Origin of the sequence: Rhizobium sp. Leaf453, from assembly GCF_001425605.1 — a bacterium.
In the GTDB taxonomy this organism is placed as follows: Bacteria; Pseudomonadota; Alphaproteobacteria; order Rhizobiales; family Rhizobiaceae; genus Pararhizobium.
In genome coordinates, this window is record NZ_LMRG01000012.1 from 589,083 (window position 1) to 604,213 (window position 15,131).

At 60.6% G+C, this 15,131-nt stretch carries 14 protein-coding genes and 1 tRNA gene; 8 read left to right on the forward strand and 7 right to left on the reverse strand.

Annotated elements, in window-relative coordinates; genetic code table 11:
• Positions 1-35: 35 nt before the first annotated feature.
• Entirely contained in the window at positions 36-287 is a 252-nt protein-coding gene (locus ASG68_RS16310; protein WP_062582161.1) for a DUF6894 family protein, read from the forward strand.
• A gap of 36 nt (positions 288-323) precedes the next feature.
• Here the strand turns inward: ASG68_RS16310 and ASG68_RS16315 are convergent, their stop codons facing one another.
• Entirely contained in the window at positions 324-1,103 is a 780-nt protein-coding gene (locus ASG68_RS16315; protein ID WP_062582164.1) for an SDR family oxidoreductase, read from the reverse strand.
• 189 nt (positions 1,104-1,292) lie between these two features.
• Here ASG68_RS16315 and ASG68_RS30695 point away from each other — a divergent pair.
• Positions 1,293-2,241 (forward strand): IS630 family transposase gene (locus ASG68_RS30695; RefSeq protein WP_156384878.1). Its coding sequence is split into 2 segments (ribosomal slippage): positions 1,293-1,628 and positions 1,630-2,241, totalling 948 coding nucleotides; the frame shifts between segments, so codons are not numbered across the junction.
• Between the two features lie 63 nt (positions 2,242-2,304).
• On the opposite strand, the gene ASG68_RS16330 is transcribed toward ASG68_RS30695, so the two are convergent.
• Together ASG68_RS16330 and ASG68_RS16335 are read right to left on the reverse strand one after the other, a co-directional pair.
• A tRNA-Ala gene (locus ASG68_RS16330) sits at positions 2,305-2,380 on the reverse strand.
• 201 nt (positions 2,381-2,581) lie between these two features.
• The gene (locus tag ASG68_RS16335) at positions 2,582-2,971 is read right to left on the reverse strand and encodes a TIGR02300 family protein (protein WP_062582170.1); all 390 of its coding nucleotides are present in this window, start codon (positions 2,969-2,971) and stop codon (positions 2,582-2,584) included.
• Between the two features lie 288 nt (positions 2,972-3,259).
• On the opposite strand from ASG68_RS16335, the gene cmk reads away from it, so the two are divergent.
• Both cmk and rpsA read left to right on the forward strand, forming a co-directional pair.
• The gene (gene cmk / locus ASG68_RS16340; protein ID WP_062582174.1) at positions 3,260-3,892 is read left to right on the forward strand and encodes a (d)CMP kinase; all 633 of its coding nucleotides are present in this window, start codon (positions 3,260-3,262) and stop codon (positions 3,890-3,892) included.
• A gap of 115 nt (positions 3,893-4,007) precedes the next feature.
• Positions 4,008-5,711: a 30S ribosomal protein S1 gene (gene rpsA, locus ASG68_RS16345; protein ID WP_062582175.1), complete on the forward strand. Its 1,704-nt coding sequence runs from the start codon at positions 4,008-4,010 to the stop codon at positions 5,709-5,711.
• A gap of 82 nt (positions 5,712-5,793) precedes the next feature.
• On the opposite strand, the gene ASG68_RS16350 is transcribed toward rpsA, so the two are convergent.
• Positions 5,794-8,121, reverse strand: coding sequence for a hypothetical protein (locus ASG68_RS16350; RefSeq protein WP_062582177.1), 2,328 nt, complete (start codon positions 8,119-8,121; stop codon positions 5,794-5,796).
• Between the two features lie 359 nt (positions 8,122-8,480).
• On the opposite strand from ASG68_RS16350, the gene ASG68_RS16355 reads away from it, so the two are divergent.
• Together ASG68_RS16355 and ASG68_RS16360 are read left to right on the forward strand one after the other, a co-directional pair.
• Positions 8,481-9,863: a nicotinate phosphoribosyltransferase gene (locus tag ASG68_RS16355; protein WP_062582179.1), complete on the forward strand. Its 1,383-nt coding sequence runs from the start codon at positions 8,481-8,483 to the stop codon at positions 9,861-9,863.
• Between the two features lie 60 nt (positions 9,864-9,923).
• On the forward strand, positions 9,924-10,259 hold the full coding sequence (locus ASG68_RS16360; protein WP_062582181.1) for a DUF6665 family protein: 336 nt from the start codon (positions 9,924-9,926) through the stop codon (positions 10,257-10,259).
• On the opposite strand, the gene ASG68_RS16365 is transcribed toward ASG68_RS16360, so the two are convergent.
• Both ASG68_RS16365 and ASG68_RS16370 read right to left on the reverse strand, forming a co-directional pair.
• A complete protein-coding gene (locus ASG68_RS16365) occupies positions 10,260-11,546 on the reverse strand; it encodes a hypothetical protein (RefSeq protein ID WP_062582183.1) in 1,287 nt (428 codons plus the stop codon).
• Positions 11,547-11,642: 96 nt separating this feature from the next.
• A complete protein-coding gene (locus ASG68_RS16370) occupies positions 11,643-12,269 on the reverse strand; it encodes a ribonuclease D (RefSeq protein WP_062582184.1) in 627 nt (208 codons plus the stop codon).
• Positions 12,270-12,408: 139 nt separating this feature from the next.
• Here ASG68_RS16370 and ASG68_RS16375 point away from each other — a divergent pair, with 139 nt between their 5' ends.
• Both ASG68_RS16375 and ASG68_RS16380 read left to right on the forward strand, forming a co-directional pair.
• Positions 12,409-12,720: a hypothetical protein gene (locus ASG68_RS16375; protein WP_062582186.1), complete on the forward strand. Its 312-nt coding sequence runs from the start codon at positions 12,409-12,411 to the stop codon at positions 12,718-12,720.
• An 87-nt stretch (positions 12,721-12,807) separates the two neighbouring features.
• Positions 12,808-13,839 carry a hydroxyacid dehydrogenase gene (locus ASG68_RS16380; RefSeq protein ID WP_062582425.1) on the forward strand — a complete coding sequence of 344 codons (1,032 nt, stop codon included), beginning with the start codon at positions 12,808-12,810 and terminating at the stop codon, positions 13,837-13,839.
• A 6-nt stretch (positions 13,840-13,845) separates the two neighbouring features.
• Here the strand turns inward: ASG68_RS16380 and ASG68_RS16385 are convergent, their stop codons facing one another.
• Positions 13,846-15,123, reverse strand: coding sequence for an MFS transporter (locus ASG68_RS16385; RefSeq protein WP_062582188.1), 1,278 nt, complete (start codon positions 15,121-15,123; stop codon positions 13,846-13,848).
• Positions 15,124-15,131: the final 8 nt, after the last annotated feature.

Genomic DNA, 15,131 nt, shown 5'->3' on the forward strand with positions numbered 1-15,131 from the left:
CGGCGAATTCCTGTTCGTTCAGAAGGACATAGCAGATGAGCCGATATTTTTTCGATTTGCAGAACGGCGACGGCCCGGTTCGCGACGATAGCGGGCTGGAGCTTGATTCGCGGGCGGAGATCACACGCGAGGTTGGTCGGATCCTCCTGGATATTGCACGTGACGAGATTCCCGAGCAGCCACGTGGCACGGCCTCGATCGTTGTTCGCGATGACAATGGCAGGGCTGTCTCGGTAGCGAATCTGACGTTCAGCAATCTCTGGCTGGACGATGTCGCGCCGAGATAGATAGCTCGTCCGGTGCCAGGATGAATGAGCCGTCGGTTAGAGCATCGATCGGCTGAGACCGCCGTCGATGGGCAGCGCGATGCCGGTGATATAGCCGGCCTGACGGCTCGCTAGGAAAGCCGCCGCCGCGCCAAATTCCGCCGCTGTGCCATAGCGCTTCAGCGGAATGTCCGACTGGCTGCGGGCCGCCACCGTCTCGAGGCTCAAGCCTTCCGCCTCCGCGTCCATGCGGTCGAAGCTCAGCGTCCTGTCCGTTGCCAGCCGGCCGGGCAGCAGCATGTTGACGGTCACGCCTTCCGCCGCCACTTCGCCAGCCAGCGTCTTCATCCATCCGGCAACGGCGCTGCGCAGCGCATTGGAGGCGGTGAGGCCGGGGATCGGTTCGCGAATGCTGGTCGAGGCAACCGCCATGATTCGTCCCCAGCCACGCTGCCGCATCGATGGCAGCAGCCTGTCTGTCATCCGCATGCCGGCCAGCACCATCGTGTCGAACTGCTTGCGCCAGAAGGCCGGATCGATCGTGGCCGCATCGCTCGGCGGCGGTCCGCCACCGTTCAGCACAAGGATATCGATTGACCCGAAATCGTCGGCGAGCCGGTCGAGAAACGGATCGATCGTATCCGGGTCGGAAAGGTCGAGCCCGAACCCACGCGCCGATTCGCCGATCTCCGCCGCCACGCTTGCAGCCTTGTCCTCATCGCGCCCCGTCAGCGCAACCGCAACCCCTTCACCAGCCAGCGCCTCGGCAATTCCTCGCCCAAGCCCCTTGCTGCCGCCGAGCACGAGCGCGCGTTTGTCCTTGATGCCGAAATCCATGGTTGGCGTCCTTCCTGCTTCGTTCGGCAATGGTTGAAGCGTGGGAGGATGGCCCAGTCAATGGGAGAGATCTGGCTTGCAAAGCATAAAGATGACTAGAGCGTTTCCGCGTTTTTCTGAATCGGCTTAGATTCCCAAATCAGCTCTATTCTGATTCACCGATGCTGGCTGGACGGAGGCCAGCATCCCATGACCGCACCGATATCGAATGATCTTCGTGAGCGCGTTGTTGCCGCAGTGTTGAGCGGCGAGAGTGTCCGAGCCGTTGCTGCACGGTTCGAAGTTGCCGCATCTTCGGTGGTGAAGTGGTCGCAGCGCCATCGTGCGACGGGATCGGTTCGTCCCGGCAAGATGGGTGGTTATCGCAAGCGTATTCTGGAGCCATATCGGGATTTCATTGCCGAGCGGTTGGCTCAAAATCCACATCTGACACTGCATGGCCTGAAGGCCGAACTCGCCTCGCGAGGCCTCGCCGTCTCACATAACACGATCTGGGAGTTCATCCGTAAGGAGGGGCTGCGCTTCAAAAAAAACGCTGTTCGCCCTTGAACAGGCTCGTGCCGATATCGCCCGCAGACGAGAGCGGTGGAAAGCCTTGCAACATCATCTCGATCCCGAGCGATTGGTCTTCATCGATGAGACCTGGATCAAGACCAATATGACGCCGATCAGAGGCTGGGGACCAAAAGGCAAGCGTCTGCGGGCGTTTGCACCACACGGTCATTGGCGCGCGCTGACATTCCTCGGGGCTTTGAGGGCCGACCGGCTAACAGCGCCCTGTGTCTTCGACGGACCGATCAATGGCGAGTGCTTTCGCGCCTATGTCGAGCAGCAGTTGGTGCCAGTGCTCAAACCAGGCGACATTGTCGTCATGGATAATCTCGGCAGCCACAAGGCGGTGACAATCCGACAGCTGATCAAGGCCGCAGGTGCCCGGCTTTGGTTCCTGCCACCCTATTCGCCAGACCTCAATCCGATCGAGCAGGCCTTCTCGAAGATAAAGCACTGGATGCGCAACGCACAGCAGCGGACCACCGAAGATACATGGCGGCATATTGGCAGGCTCGTTGAAACGATCAAACCCGACGAATGCGCCAACTATCTCAGAAATGCAGGCTATGGTTCCGTCAAAAGATGAAACGCTCTAGCGGCGTAATTCTTCATCGTGAAGAACTCGGAATTCTATCTGTCTGGGAAAATTTGGTGGAGCTAAGCGGGATCGAACCGCTGACCTCTTGCATGCCATGCAAGCGCTCTCCCAGCTGAGCTATAGCCCCATATTGGGTCCGGCGATGCCGGTTCCGGGAACCCCGTCGAACCATTCGTTCGGTGGGGTGGCGGCTTCATACTTCTGCTTTTTGAAGATGGCAAGCCGAAAAAGACAAAGTTCCGAGATTTTCTGAAATGAACTCCGAAACCTCGGCGTCCGCGTTTGGGTCTGATCGCACGCGGACGCATTTCTCAGAAATATGAGAGGTTTAGACCTCGTCGTCGTCGTCGGAGACGCCGATCAGGTCGGAGAGGCCGTCTTCGTCTTCGTCGTCGGCTTCCAGGAAGGTGTCGTCGTCATCGCCTTCGATTTCGACATCGTCGTCGCCCAGATCCGGAAGATCGTCGCCGCCGGCTGCTTCGCCATCGGCATCCTCGAGCGAGACCAGTTCGACTTCCGTGTTCTCGGCGTCGACTTCCTGGATTTCGTCCTCCTCGGCAGCCTTTTCCATCACCTTGGCGACCGATGTCTCTTCGAAGAAGGACAAGGGGTAGGATTTGCCGGTGTAAGGGGAAACGATCGGATCCTTGTTCAGGTCGTAGAACTTACGGCCTGTCTCCGGATCGATGCGCTTTGTTCCAAGTTCCGCTTTTGCCACTGTCAAAGCCTCTTGAGTGACCGGACGAACCGGCTTTTGCCGGAAAACCGGCGTTGAAGGTGAATGAATTAGCCGGTCCCCATACTGGTCTTGGCCTGTTCTGTCAAAGCCTAACTTTTGTGGGTGTTGGGCATACTTTTCCATCCGCAGCTTGGTTCGCGTTCGCAATGATCGCCATATCGTCTTCTCGCATCTCGCAAAAAGGCTTGCCGTCACGAATGATAGTGTGAGATTTCAGGGCTGTCGGGCGGCCCGTCACGACGATCACATTCATTTTCAGGTATCTCAATGACTTTCACTATCGCCATCGACGGACCGGCCGCTGCCGGCAAGGGTACCCTCTCGCGCCGGATCGCCGAGGTCTATGGCTTCCACCATCTCGATACCGGCCTGACATATCGCGCCACCGCCAAGGCGCTTGTCGATGGTGGCCTGCCGCTGGATGACGAGACGCTGGCGGAAGGCGTTGCGCGCAATGTTGAGCTTGCCGGGCTCGATCGTTCGGTCCTGTCGGCCCATGCGATCGGCGAGGCGGCTTCCAAAATCGCCGTGATGCCGCTGGTGCGCCAGGCGCTGGTCGAGGCGCAGCGCGCCTTTTCCGTCCGCGAGCCCGGAACCGTGCTTGACGGACGCGATATCGGTACTGTCGTCTGCCCGAATGCGCCGGTGAAGCTGTATGTGACGGCCTCGGCCGAAGTTCGGGCGCACCGCCGGTTCGACGAGATCGTCGGCAATGGCGTCCCCGCCGATTTCCTAGAGATTCTCGCAGATATCACCAAGCGTGACGAGCGTGACATGGGCCGGGCTGATAGCCCGCTGCGGCCGGCTGCGGATGCGCACTTGCTAGATACGTCCGAAATGAGTATAGAGGCCGCTTTCCAGGCGGCGAAGAGCATCATCGACGCTGCCCTGAACAAATAGTCCGAGCAACCATCCCGCGCCGGATTTGCTCTCCCTGAGAGAGCGGATGGTTTTCGGACGTGTCAACGCTAACCCCCGGCGCCTGTGCCCCATCCGTGGCACATCAGGAGTATTCATGTCTCAAGCTAACCCCACCCGCGACGATTTTGCCGCGCTGTTGCAGGAATCCTTTGCCTCGCAGGATCTTGCCGAAGGCTACGTCACCAAGGGTATTGTTACGGCCATCGAGAAGGACGTCGCCATCGTTGACGTCGGCCTCAAGGTCGAAGGCCGCATCGCTCTGAAGGAATTCGGCGCGAAGGCCAAGGACGGCACGCTGAAGGTCGGCGATGAAGTCGAAGTTTACGTCGAGCGCATCGAAAATGCGATGGGCGAAGCTGTTCTGTCGCGCGAAAAGGCTCGCCGCGAAGAGAGCTGGGTCCGCCTCGAAGTCAAGTTCGAAGCCGGCGAACGCGTCGAAGGCGTCATCTTCAACCAGGTCAAGGGTGGTTTCACCGTCGATCTGGATGGTGCCGTTGCCTTCCTTCCGCGCTCCCAGGTCGACATCCGTCCGATCCGCGACGTTACCCCGCTGATGCACAACCCGCAGCCCTTCGAAATCCTCAAGATGGACAAGCGTCGCGGCAATATCGTCGTTTCGCGTCGTACGGTTCTTGAAGAGTCGCGTGCTGAACAGCGTTCGGAAATCGTCCAGAACCTCGAAGAAGGCCAGGTTGTTGACGGCGTCGTCAAGAACATCACCGATTACGGTGCGTTCGTTGACCTCGGCGGCATCGACGGCCTGCTGCACGTCACCGACATGGCATGGCGCCGCGTTAACCATCCGTCGGAAATCCTGAACATCGGCCAGCAGGTCAAGGTTCAGATCATCCGCATCAACCAGGAAACCCACCGCATCTCGCTCGGCATGAAGCAGCTCGAGTCGGATCCGTGGGATGGCATCGGTGCCAAGTACCCGGTCGGCAAGAAGATCTCCGGTACCGTCACCAACATCACAGACTACGGTGCATTCGTAGAGCTGGAACCGGGCATCGAAGGCCTGATCCACATCTCCGAAATGTCCTGGACCAAGAAGAACGTACATCCCGGCAAGATCCTGTCCACGACGCAGGAAGTCGACGTTGTCGTTCTCGAAGTCGATCCGACCAAGCGCCGCATCTCGCTCGGCCTCAAGCAGACGCTCGAGAACCCGTGGCAGGCCTTCGCGCACAGCCATCCGGCTGGCACCGAAGTTGAGGGCGAAGTCAAGAACAAGACCGAATTCGGCCTGTTCATCGGCCTCGACGGCGATGTCGACGGCATGGTGCACCTGTCGGATCTCGACTGGAACCGCCCGGGCGAGCAGGTCATCGAGGAATACAACAAGGGCGACGTCGTCAAGGCTGTCGTTCTCGATGTAGACGTCGAAAAGGAACGCATCTCGCTCGGCATCAAGCAGCTCGGCAAGGACTCGGTTGGCGATGCCGCCGCTTCCGGCGACCTGCGCAAGAACGCCGTCGTTTCGGCTGAAGTCATCGCGATCAACGACGGCGGCATCGAAGTGAAGCTCGTCAACCACGAAGACCTCACCTCGTTCATCCGCCGTGCCGATCTGTCGCGTGACCGCGACGAACAGCGTCCGGAGCGTTTCTCCGTTGGTCAGGTTGTCGACGCCCGCGTCACCAACTTCTCCAAGAAGGACCGCAAGGTCATGCTGTCGATCAAGGCACTGGAAATCGCTGAAGAGAAGGAAGCCGTCGCACAGTTCGGTTCGTCCGACTCCGGCGCTTCGCTCGGCGACATCCTGGGCGCAGCCCTGAAGAACCGCGGCGGCGAATAAGCCTCTGCTTCTTGAATGAAAGAGCCCGCGGAAAGCGATTTCCGCGGGCTTTTTTTGTTTGTCTTCAAATTTGATGGCTTGCTTATCCAAGCCCGCCCATGCGGCGATAGAGGTCATAGGCATCACCGGCCTCATTCTCGTCACCACCCGATTCCATTGATGTCTCCGAGCCCGATTCGCGCTCCTGCTCATCGCGCGCGTCATGATTCTCGCCCTGTTCATGCTCATCATGGCCAGCAAAGGATGGCTGTTCGTCATCCTCTTCCTTCACGGATTTCATGCCTTCGGTCTTGGCGGGCAGATAGGGGATCATGGCGAAGGGGATCGCATCCCTTGCAACAACGGTTTCCGGCGCCCTCTGGGGCTGGGCGTCGCGTGGGGACTCGTCCGTGATCGCGGCGTGGCTGAGTGGCGCGCGGTTGGTGGCGCCATCGTCGGGCGTTTCCAGCAAAGTGCTCAACGTGTCGGCTTCGAAAAGGGAGTTTTCGCCGCTGCCGATATCTCCGGTCAACAGAGTGGCGTCCGGCAGGATGACAGTGTCACCGGTGGCCTCAAGCTCGGCGAACAGGAGCCCGGCGTCCATATCGGCCGTTTCTCCGGCAAGGGCTGAAAACAGGGTGTCCGACGCATTCCATTCGGCCGTCCCCTCGGGCAGGGGGATGCTCGCCTCAACCAATGCCTTCAAGGCTTGGGAGAATACCTTTTCATCCGCACTGTCTTCCGGCTCGAATTGAGCCGGCGGGGAATCCTCACTCGACGCCAGAAGCTGTGCCGGCGATTCGATGTCCAGTTCCCATTCGCCGAGATCATGGCCACGGAAGCCCGCGACTTCCTCATGGTTTTTGGCAAAGGCAGGCTGTTGCAGCGGCGTCGCATTCTGCGGGAACGCTTCCGATTTCGCGACGACTTGATTTGCCGCCGGTTGCGGATCGAGACGCGGCGTTGGCAGCTCCTGACGGAGCGTATCTCTGAATGAGGTTGTGGTCGTCTGCCTTTCCTTGACGGGCTCGGACGACTGCTCGAACCGAGTCTCAGCCTCGGCTTGAACCGGTGGCTTCAGGAATGCTTCCTGTTTGGTGGCAACGCGCGTGGTCGCCGGTTGCGGATCGAGATGCTGCGTCGACAATTCCTGCCGCAGCGCAGACTGAAATTGGCCTGTGGCTGTCTGTCTATCCCTGACGGGCTGGAGGAGTGGCCGCTCAAACCTGGTTTCAGCCTCGGCGCGGATAGATGGCTTCTGTGCAGGCTCTTCGAAATGCTGCGCTGGCTGTTCGGCTTGCGGCTGTGGGGCGCGCTCCTGTTCGGCCGGCTCGGTCTGCACCGCCGGTTCAGAAAGTGCCGTTTGCGGTGCCAGATTCGGCTGTTCCCAGGCCTTTTGTGGCTCTGGCTGTCCAGGCTGCGTGGTCTGATCCGCCAAATCCATTGTTTCGGGAAGAGGCAGGTTCAGCTCCTCCTGAAGATCGGTCATTACCTGGCTATCGATCTCGCCACTGGCGATCGCGCTGACTTGCGACAGGGCTTCCGGATCGGCTGCGAGGAAGGCTGCAGCGGCGCGAAGGAGCGGGATCGTTTCGTCGTTCGCCTTGACGGGCATTCTGGCTGAGGCCCCCGCTGCCGCGCTATCAGCGCTGCGGGGTGTTTGTGCTTTCGCGCCATCGTTCCGTCGGTCGACGCTGGGCATGGCTTCAAGATCGTCTTCATGCTCCTCCAGGACGATCACCGGAATCGCAGCCGGTTCTTCGTCGTCGCCAAAGGCCTTCTTCAAGGCTGCCTGCAGGATGCCGGGGTCCGGCACAAAGGCGGCGCTGGCAAGTATCGGATTCGAACCGGCATGGGGCAGGGGCTGCGCCGGCGGCATAGACTGCTGCTGGACCGGCTGTTGCCGCGCCGAAGATTGCTGTACCGGCAGCGTCTGTGCATGGCGGTCCGGCTGAGCGAGAAGAGCGCGAGCGGGTGTCAGCGGCGTGAAGGCTTGACCGGGCTGCCGTGGCGTGTCGAGGAGTGATGGCATCTTCAGCGCTTCCGTGAGGATGCGGATCGAGACCGCCAGATTGCGCTGGCCCAACTGTTTTTCGACAGCCTGGCGCACTGCTGGTGGTAGAGTTTCAAGAAAGACGGCCAGCCGCTTGCTGAAATCGCGCAGGCTTTCCTGCGGCAGAGGTGGGAATTTCAAGACCTTCGCCAGCGTGTCGAGCAACCGGACCAGCGCTTCCCGGGGGAGGGGTTCGCTGCCGACCAGATGACGGTTCAGCGTCTCCAGGATCTTCAGCATGGCTTCCGATTGCCGGCCGGAAATCCGAATGGGAGGCAGGGTAGGGGCCCGGTCCTTCGGAGTCGTGGTCTCGACCACGGCTGCCGCGTGCGCCGTCGGGGCAGTGACCGCCTTGACTGTGAGAATGGGCATCAGCATCGCAATTCTCCGTCATAAAGGGTTGAGACTGGAAACACGGTTCAGTTCGCGGCCCTCCATTCAGGGAGCAGGCCAGATCAAGCAGATGTCTCGAATGAATGAGGCGCTTCATGCGCATGCCCGACGGCTCGTTCACGGCCAAACCAGACTGCGAAGGCTGCTGCGGAAACACAAATAGCCGAGCCTTGATATCCCGATATTAGGTGGGAAAGATTGACAGAATATTAACCATACTTTCGATGCCGCGAATGACTCCAAATCCGCATGTCTTTGCGCTTGCTGCTTTTTTGCCGGTCGCGTACATCTTGGCTGCTGTGCCGTCGCTATTTACAGAGGCGGGTTGCTTTCGGGGGAATGCGATGAATCCGGCCAATCTGATCCTCAATACCGATAGCTACAAGTTCAGCCATTTCCTCCAGTATCCGCCGGGAACGCGGGCAATCTCGGCCTATATCGAGACGCGCGGCCATCAGGACCAGCCGGACGTGGTGTTCTTCGGCCTGCAGATGTTTCTGAAGGAATATCTTGGCAAGCCGGTGACATCAGCCGATGTCGATGAGGCCGAGGCGATCGTGATTGCCCATGGCCTGCCGTTCAATCGCGCCGGCTGGATGCGTGTGGTCGAACATTTCGGCGGCTATCTTCCACTCGAAATCCAGGCACTGCCGGAGGGCACGCTGCTCCGGCGCGGCGTGCCGATGGTGCAGGTGGTCAATACCGATCCGCATTGCTTCTGGCTGACCTCCTATATCGAGACCGCGCTGCTGCGTGCCGTATGGTATCCGTCCTCTGTCGCCAGCAATGCCCGCAAGATCCGCGAGATCATCCGGCCGGTGCTGGAAAAGACCTGCGACGATCCGGCAGCGGTCCTGCCTTTCCGCCTGCACGATTTTGGCGCCCGCGGTGTCGGCGCGCTTGAGCAGGCCGGTATCGGCGGTGCTGCTCATCTCGTTCATTTCATGGGAACGGATACGGTGACCGGCATCCTCCATGCCCGGCGCTATTACGGTGCCGACATGGCCGGTTTCTCGATCCCCGCGTCGGAACATTCGACCATGACCGCCTGGGGCGTCGAGCGGGAGGCGGAGGCCTATACCAACATGATTGATCGTTTCGCCGGCGGCGGCATGTTTGCCGTCGTGTCCGACAGCTACGATATCAACTATGCCGTCTCCGAAATCTGGGGCAAGCAGTTGCGCGAAAAGGTCAAGGCCAGCGGTGGCACGGTGGTCATCCGGCCGGACAGCGGCGATCCGATCGAGACGCCGGTCCACGTAGTCAAGCAACTCGATTATCACTTCGGCTCGACGCTGAACGGCAAGGGTTACAAGGTGCTCGACAAGTCCGTCCGCGTCATCCAGGGCGACGGCCTGTCCAATGCCGATATCAGCCAGATCCTCGGTCGGCTGGAGGCCTTCGGTTTCTCCGCTGAAAACATCGCCTTCGGCGTTGGCGGCGGCCTGTTGCAGAAGGTCAACCGCGATACCTATTCCTTCGCCATGAAGACCAATGCCCGTCAGGACGATAGCGGTCGCTGGCACGATGTCTTCAAGCGTCCCGCGACCATGAACGTGAAAGCGTCGAAGGCTGGACGACAGGCAGTCGTCAACGGCCTCGGTGGTCTTGAAGCGGCGCGCCTCGACGAGTTGAAGGATCGCCACAATCACCTGGAGATGATCTGGAAGAACGGCGATCTTCTGCGGGACTGGAGCTTCGAGGAAATTCGCGCCCGCGCCAAATAGTATGTTGTTCCGACGCGCAGACTATCCCATCTTGAATGCGATTGTCGTTGGAGCCAGAACATGACGGTCCGTCCGCCCCAAGCCCTCGCCCCGTCCTTCACAAAGGATACAGGCCTCAACCTGCTCGAATACGAACTGATGTCGGAGCGGGCCGATTCGCTCGGCCGCCACGGGTTGAAGGTGGAAAAGGCGATCGCGGCCCTGTCGGTGCTGCAGGATCCCGCCACGCCGCCCGAGCGGCGCGAACAACTGCTCGACGATGCCGCCGATGCAGTCTGGGCCTTCTTCATCCAGCGGGAAATCTGCGGCCTGCGGTCAAACCGCGATGCCGTCCAGCGTTATGGTATCCCGAAGGAAGTCATGGCGCGGTTGGGCATTGTTCGGCGCAAGGCCTGATCAGGCCGCTTCCTTCTTCGCCAGCAGATCGTAGATGCCGTTCTCGTCGACTGCGACCGAGAAGATGTCCTTCTGGGCATCTTCGAGACGTTGCGCTTCGTCAGCCTGTCCGGCGCGGGCCAGCATGACGGCCTGTTCCTCGTCGCTCGGAGGCTCGACTTCGCCCGTGTCTTCGCCTTCTGCCGACGATGACGTCTCATCCTTCCCCGTCGGGGCTTCGGCCTGTGCCTGCACGATCTCGGCGCCGGCTGCAAAAACCTGGATCGCTTCGATCGCGATAGCCTGCGCTTTCTCACCCGTCACGGGATCCTTGGCGTCGCCGTTTTTCGCGGTGGCCTCGTTTCCTTTCCGCACGGCTTCGTGCAGGTCCTGCACGTCCTCCAGTTTTTCGCCGGCCTCCAGCGCGTCGATCGTTTCCTCGCGCTCCTTGCGGGTTTCCGCATCCTCGACCTTGGTCGGGTCCTTCTCCAGCCGCTCGGCCTTCAGTTCCTCGATGGTCTTAGGATCGGCGATATCTTCCAGCCGCTGCAGCACCTTGCTGACATCGGCGGTCAAGGTCTTTTCCTCGGTCGCCTTGTCGTCGAGGATCGTCTCGATCGCTTCCGCCTGTGTGCCATAGGGCCGACGAATGGCCTCGATCATCTGCTCGGCGGTGATGCCGAGTTCGGCCAGGCCGCTCTTCTTCTCCAACGCCGGAATGCTCTCCGCGAGCGTCTTTCGATACGCACTGAGCGATTCGCCGATCCGGTTGCTGAAATCATCGTCCGATTCGTCGCCGGCCTGTTCCAGCCCTTTTTCCCTAGCGAAACGCGCCAGCGTCAGCGCCATGTCGCTCGGGTTTTCGGCCGTACCCGCATTGATCTCGGCGATCTCCGCGGCGGACACGCCGAAGCGCGCCAAGGATACTGACTCTGCCGTCTTGCCCGAGACCGCGTCCTTGCTGATCATCTGGACGAAAACAAGCGAATCCGTGAGTCGGGTGGCGAAGTCGTCGTTGCTCTCCCCGGCTTCCTGCGCGATGCCGACCGCACTGGTAAATCGGGCAATCAGTGTCGCCAGCGGGTTCTCGTCGCGTTTCAGCGCGCCGAAGAAGTGCTCGTTGATCTTGGCATTGGCCGCCTTTGAGACATCGTCGGAGCGCATCTGCGCCTTGGCGACCTTGTCTTCCTTCTTGCCTTTGGCCTTTTCTTCTTCCTCGATCCGGCGCTTTTCGATGTCGTCGACGATCGATTGCACCATCGAGGTGACAAGCGTGGCGGAGGCCTGTTGGGCGGGAGGCAGCATCATCGGTCTGGTCCATGATCGTCGGGGCTGTAGCCCAACGATAGGCCGCAACCGTTAACTCGACCTTAACCGTGTGCCATTTTCAGCCGGACCAGCCGCTTAGCTATGGGCGAAAATGTCGGTCTCTTCCCAGCCCATCAGGTCCAGTTTGGAGCGGGTTGGCAGAAAGGCGAAGCAGGCATCGGCGTGATCGGCGCGGCCGTCACGAATGAGGCGCTCGGTCAGCCGGTCGCGCAGTGCATGCAGGTGCAGCACATCGGAGGCCGCATATTCGAGCTGTGCCTGCGACAGCTTTTCCGCTGCCCAGTCCGACGATTGCTGCTGCTTGGAAATATCCACCTCCAGCAGCTCCTTCAGATTGTCCTTCAGGCCGTGGCGGTCGGTATAGGTCCGGGTCAGGCGCGAGGCGATCTTGGTACAGAACACGGGTGTCGTCGTGACGCCGAAGGTGTGAAACAGCACGGCGATGTCGAAGCGGCCATAATGAAAGATCTTCTGGCGTGCCGGGTCTTCGAGCATGGCGACGAGATTCGGCGCTTGCGTCTGGCCCCGGGCGATGCGGATGACGTCGGCTGTGCCGTCGCCCGGCGAAAGCTGGACGACGCAGAGCCGGTCGCGGCGGGGAATGAGGCCCAGCGTCTCGGTATCGACAGCGATTGCACCCCGGTAGCGGGCCGCGTCTTCACGCGCGATATCACCTTCGTGAACCCGTATTGTATTTGCCATGGAAGTCCCCACATCAACCGGGCAGGCGCCGCGCGTTGTTCATTGGTCTGGGCTATAGCGCATGTTTGCCGGAAGCGATACCGTCTCCCGACCCTGCGGTGCGCGACGATCTGGCAAAGGGGTCAAGGATGGACATGATATGCTGGCACGACAAACCCTGCTTTTGACCCTTGCCCTGGCTTCGCCGTTGGTCGTCACACCGGCAGCATGGGCGCAGCAAGCGCAACCGTCGCAACCCTATTTCGATCTGCCGGGCGTGAAGACGCCTGAAGAGGCCGAACAGGCCAAGGTTGTCGTCTGCGAACAGACCGTCATTCACCACGAAAACCACCCGACCTTCGGGGATGAGTATGAGACGGTCAACAATTGCCACAAGGGCGATGGTCCGACCTTCCAGTCGCGTAATACGCCGCGCTCGATCGAGCGGCAGTTGCGTGGTTTCAATTACTGATCGCGTCCTTGCAAATTGACGGATCATCAATACAACTTCGCCCCATGAGGAAGCGGGCCGCCAAGGCCCGGCATGGGAGTGAGCATCATGTCTGTTTCTGAAAGACCACTGGTCATCAGCGCGCCGGAACCGCGTACGCTGAACCTGATTTTCACCCCGAGGGCGCTTGAGACGCTGCATGCGAAATATCGCATCGTCGAAGCCGATCCGGACGATATTGCCGGGCTTGGCGACGATATCCTCGGTGAGGCGCGCTATATTATCGGCCAGCCGCCGCTCAGCGCCGAGACGCTGGCGCGCATGCCGCAATTGCGCTGCATCCTCAATGTCGAGAGCAATCTGCTCAACAACATGCCCTATGAGATCCTGTTTGCGCGCGGCATCCATGTGGTGACGACGGGACAGGTCTTTGCCGAGCCGGTCGCCGAACTCGGTCTCGCCATGGCGCTCAACATCGCGCGCGGCATCGTCGATGCGGATCTCGATTTCCGCGAGGGTAGGGAGTTGTGGGGTGGCGAGGGCAATGCGAAGGCCCGGCTTCTTTCGGGCGCCGATGTCGGCATCATCGGCTTCGGTGATCTCGGCAAGGCGCTGAACCGCGTGCTCACCGGCTTTCGTACCAATACCCGCGTCTACGACCCCTGGATGCCGGCCTCGATCCTCATCGACAACGGCGTCAAACCCGCCAGTCTCGATGATGTCCTCACGCAAAGCGATTTTATCTTCGTCGTCGCGGCCGTCACGAGCGAGAACCAGCATTTCCTTGGCGCGGATGCCTTTGCGAAGATGCGGCCGGGCGCCGCCTTCATCCTGCTCAGTCGCGCCAATGTCGTCGATTTTGATGCATTGATGGCGGCGGTGGCGAGCGGTCATATCGTGGCCGCCAGTGATGTCTATCCCGATGAACCTCTTGCGCTCGATCATCCGGTCCGAGGGCTCAAGGGCTTCCTGCGTTCCGCCCACCGGGCCGGCGCGCTCGACAGCGCCTTCAGGAAGATGGGCGACATGGTGCTGGAAGACATGGACCTGATGGACCGCAGCCTGCCGCCGATGCGTTGCAAGCGGGCGGAGCGCGAAACGGTGTCCCGCATGCGCTCCAAGCCTGTCAGCGTTAACTGACCCGTCCTAATTAGCTGGGGCCGCCTTCATCGTCTTTGAGCCGCCCGAAAGCACCAGCGGCGCTGCCATCAGGCAGAGGATGCCGGCGATCGTCAATGCCGGCAGGTAGCTGGCATAGTTGTCGCGGATGAAGCCGCCGCCGAAGGCTGCGGTGGCAGCGCCGATCTGGTGGCCGAAGAACACCCAGCCGAACACCATGTTGGCCTTCTCCCGGCCGAAATGCTGTGCCGTCAGCTTCACGGTCGGCGGCACGGTTGCGATCCAGTCGAGACCGTAGAAGACGGCGAAGATCGACAGGCCGAGAAAATCGAAGCCGGTGAAGGGCAGCCAAAGCAGCGCCAGGCCGCGCAGGCCATAATACCAGAACAGCAGCCAGCGATTGTCGTAGCGGTCGGAAAGCCAGCCCGAGCCGACGGTGCCGATGAAATCGAAGATGCCGATGATGGCAAGGATGCCGGTCGCAGTCACGGCCGTCATGTCATAGTCGGCGCAGAGCGAGACGAAATGCGTCTGGATCAGCCCGTTGGTCGAGGCCCCACAGACGAAAAAGGACAAGAACAGGATCCAGAAGATGCGGGTTCTGGAAGCCGAAATCAGCGTATCGATCGGCGAATTGCCCGAGATCGATGCCGGGACCGGTGGGTCTTCGCCGACATGGCCATAGGCCTTGAGGCCGAGATCGGACGGGCGATCGCGCATGAAAAGGATCATCGTCACCATGCAGACGGCAAGCATCGAAATGATGAAGACGATGGCGGTGCGCCAGCCATAGGCTTCCGTCAGTGCCGCGATCACCGGCATGAAGACCAGTTGGCCTGTGGCGGAACTGGCGGTCAGCAGGCCGACGACAAAGCCGCGCCGGGCGGTAAACCAGCGCGTGGCGATCGTTGCGCCCATCACCATCGCGGTCAGTCCGGTGCCGATGCCGACGACGAAACCCCAGAGCGCGATCAGATGCCAGATTTCCCGCATGAAAAGGGAGAACGTCATGCCGGTGAGGATGACGCTGAGCGCCGTCAGCGCCATGCCCCGCAGCCCGAACCGGTTCATCAGCGCGGCGGCGAAGGGGGCCATCAGCCCGAACAGGAAGAAACGCATGGCAAGGCCTGCAGAGATTTCCGATGCCTCCCAGCCGAATTCCTTTTGCAGCGGAAGCAGCAGGACGGAGGGAGCGCCGATCGTGCCGGCCGTGACCAGCATGGTGAGAAATGCCGTGGCGGCCACGACCCACCCATAGTGGATGTCGCGCTGCTCAAGCCGTCGGGAAAGTGTCGTTGAAAGCATGATCTGTC

Excerpts from the sequence above, each read along its gene's own strand:
- ASG68_RS16370 (WP_062582184.1), bottom strand. The coding sequence starts at position 12,269 with ATGGCAAATACAATACGGGTTCACGAAGGTGATATCGCGCGTGAAGAC.
- ASG68_RS16380 (WP_062582425.1), top strand. The coding sequence starts at position 12,808 with ATGTCTGTTTCTGAAAGACCACTGGTCATCAGCGCGCCGGAACCGCGT.
- ASG68_RS16315 (WP_062582164.1), bottom strand. The coding sequence starts at position 1,103 with ATGGATTTCGGCATCAAGGACAAACGCGCGCTCGTGCTCGGCGGCAGC.
- ASG68_RS16350 (WP_062582177.1), bottom strand. The coding sequence starts at position 8,121 with ATGCTGATGCCCATTCTCACAGTCAAGGCGGTCACTGCCCCGACGGCG.
- ASG68_RS16355 (WP_062582179.1), top strand. The coding sequence starts at position 8,481 with ATGAATCCGGCCAATCTGATCCTCAATACCGATAGCTACAAGTTCAGC.
- ASG68_RS16375 (WP_062582186.1), top strand. The coding sequence starts at position 12,409 with ATGCTGGCACGACAAACCCTGCTTTTGACCCTTGCCCTGGCTTCGCCG.
- rpsA (WP_062582175.1), top strand. The coding sequence starts at position 4,008 with ATGTCTCAAGCTAACCCCACCCGCGACGATTTTGCCGCGCTGTTGCAG.
- ASG68_RS16365 (WP_062582183.1), bottom strand. The coding sequence starts at position 11,546 with ATGATGCTGCCTCCCGCCCAACAGGCCTCCGCCACGCTTGTCACCTCG.
- ASG68_RS16360 (WP_062582181.1), top strand. The coding sequence starts at position 9,924 with ATGACGGTCCGTCCGCCCCAAGCCCTCGCCCCGTCCTTCACAAAGGAT.
- ASG68_RS16385 (WP_062582188.1), bottom strand. The coding sequence starts at position 15,123 with ATGCTTTCAACGACACTTTCCCGACGGCTTGAGCAGCGCGACATCCAC.
- cmk (WP_062582174.1), top strand. The coding sequence starts at position 3,260 with ATGACTTTCACTATCGCCATCGACGGACCGGCCGCTGCCGGCAAGGGT.
- ASG68_RS16310 (WP_062582161.1), top strand. The coding sequence starts at position 36 with ATGAGCCGATATTTTTTCGATTTGCAGAACGGCGACGGCCCGGTTCGC.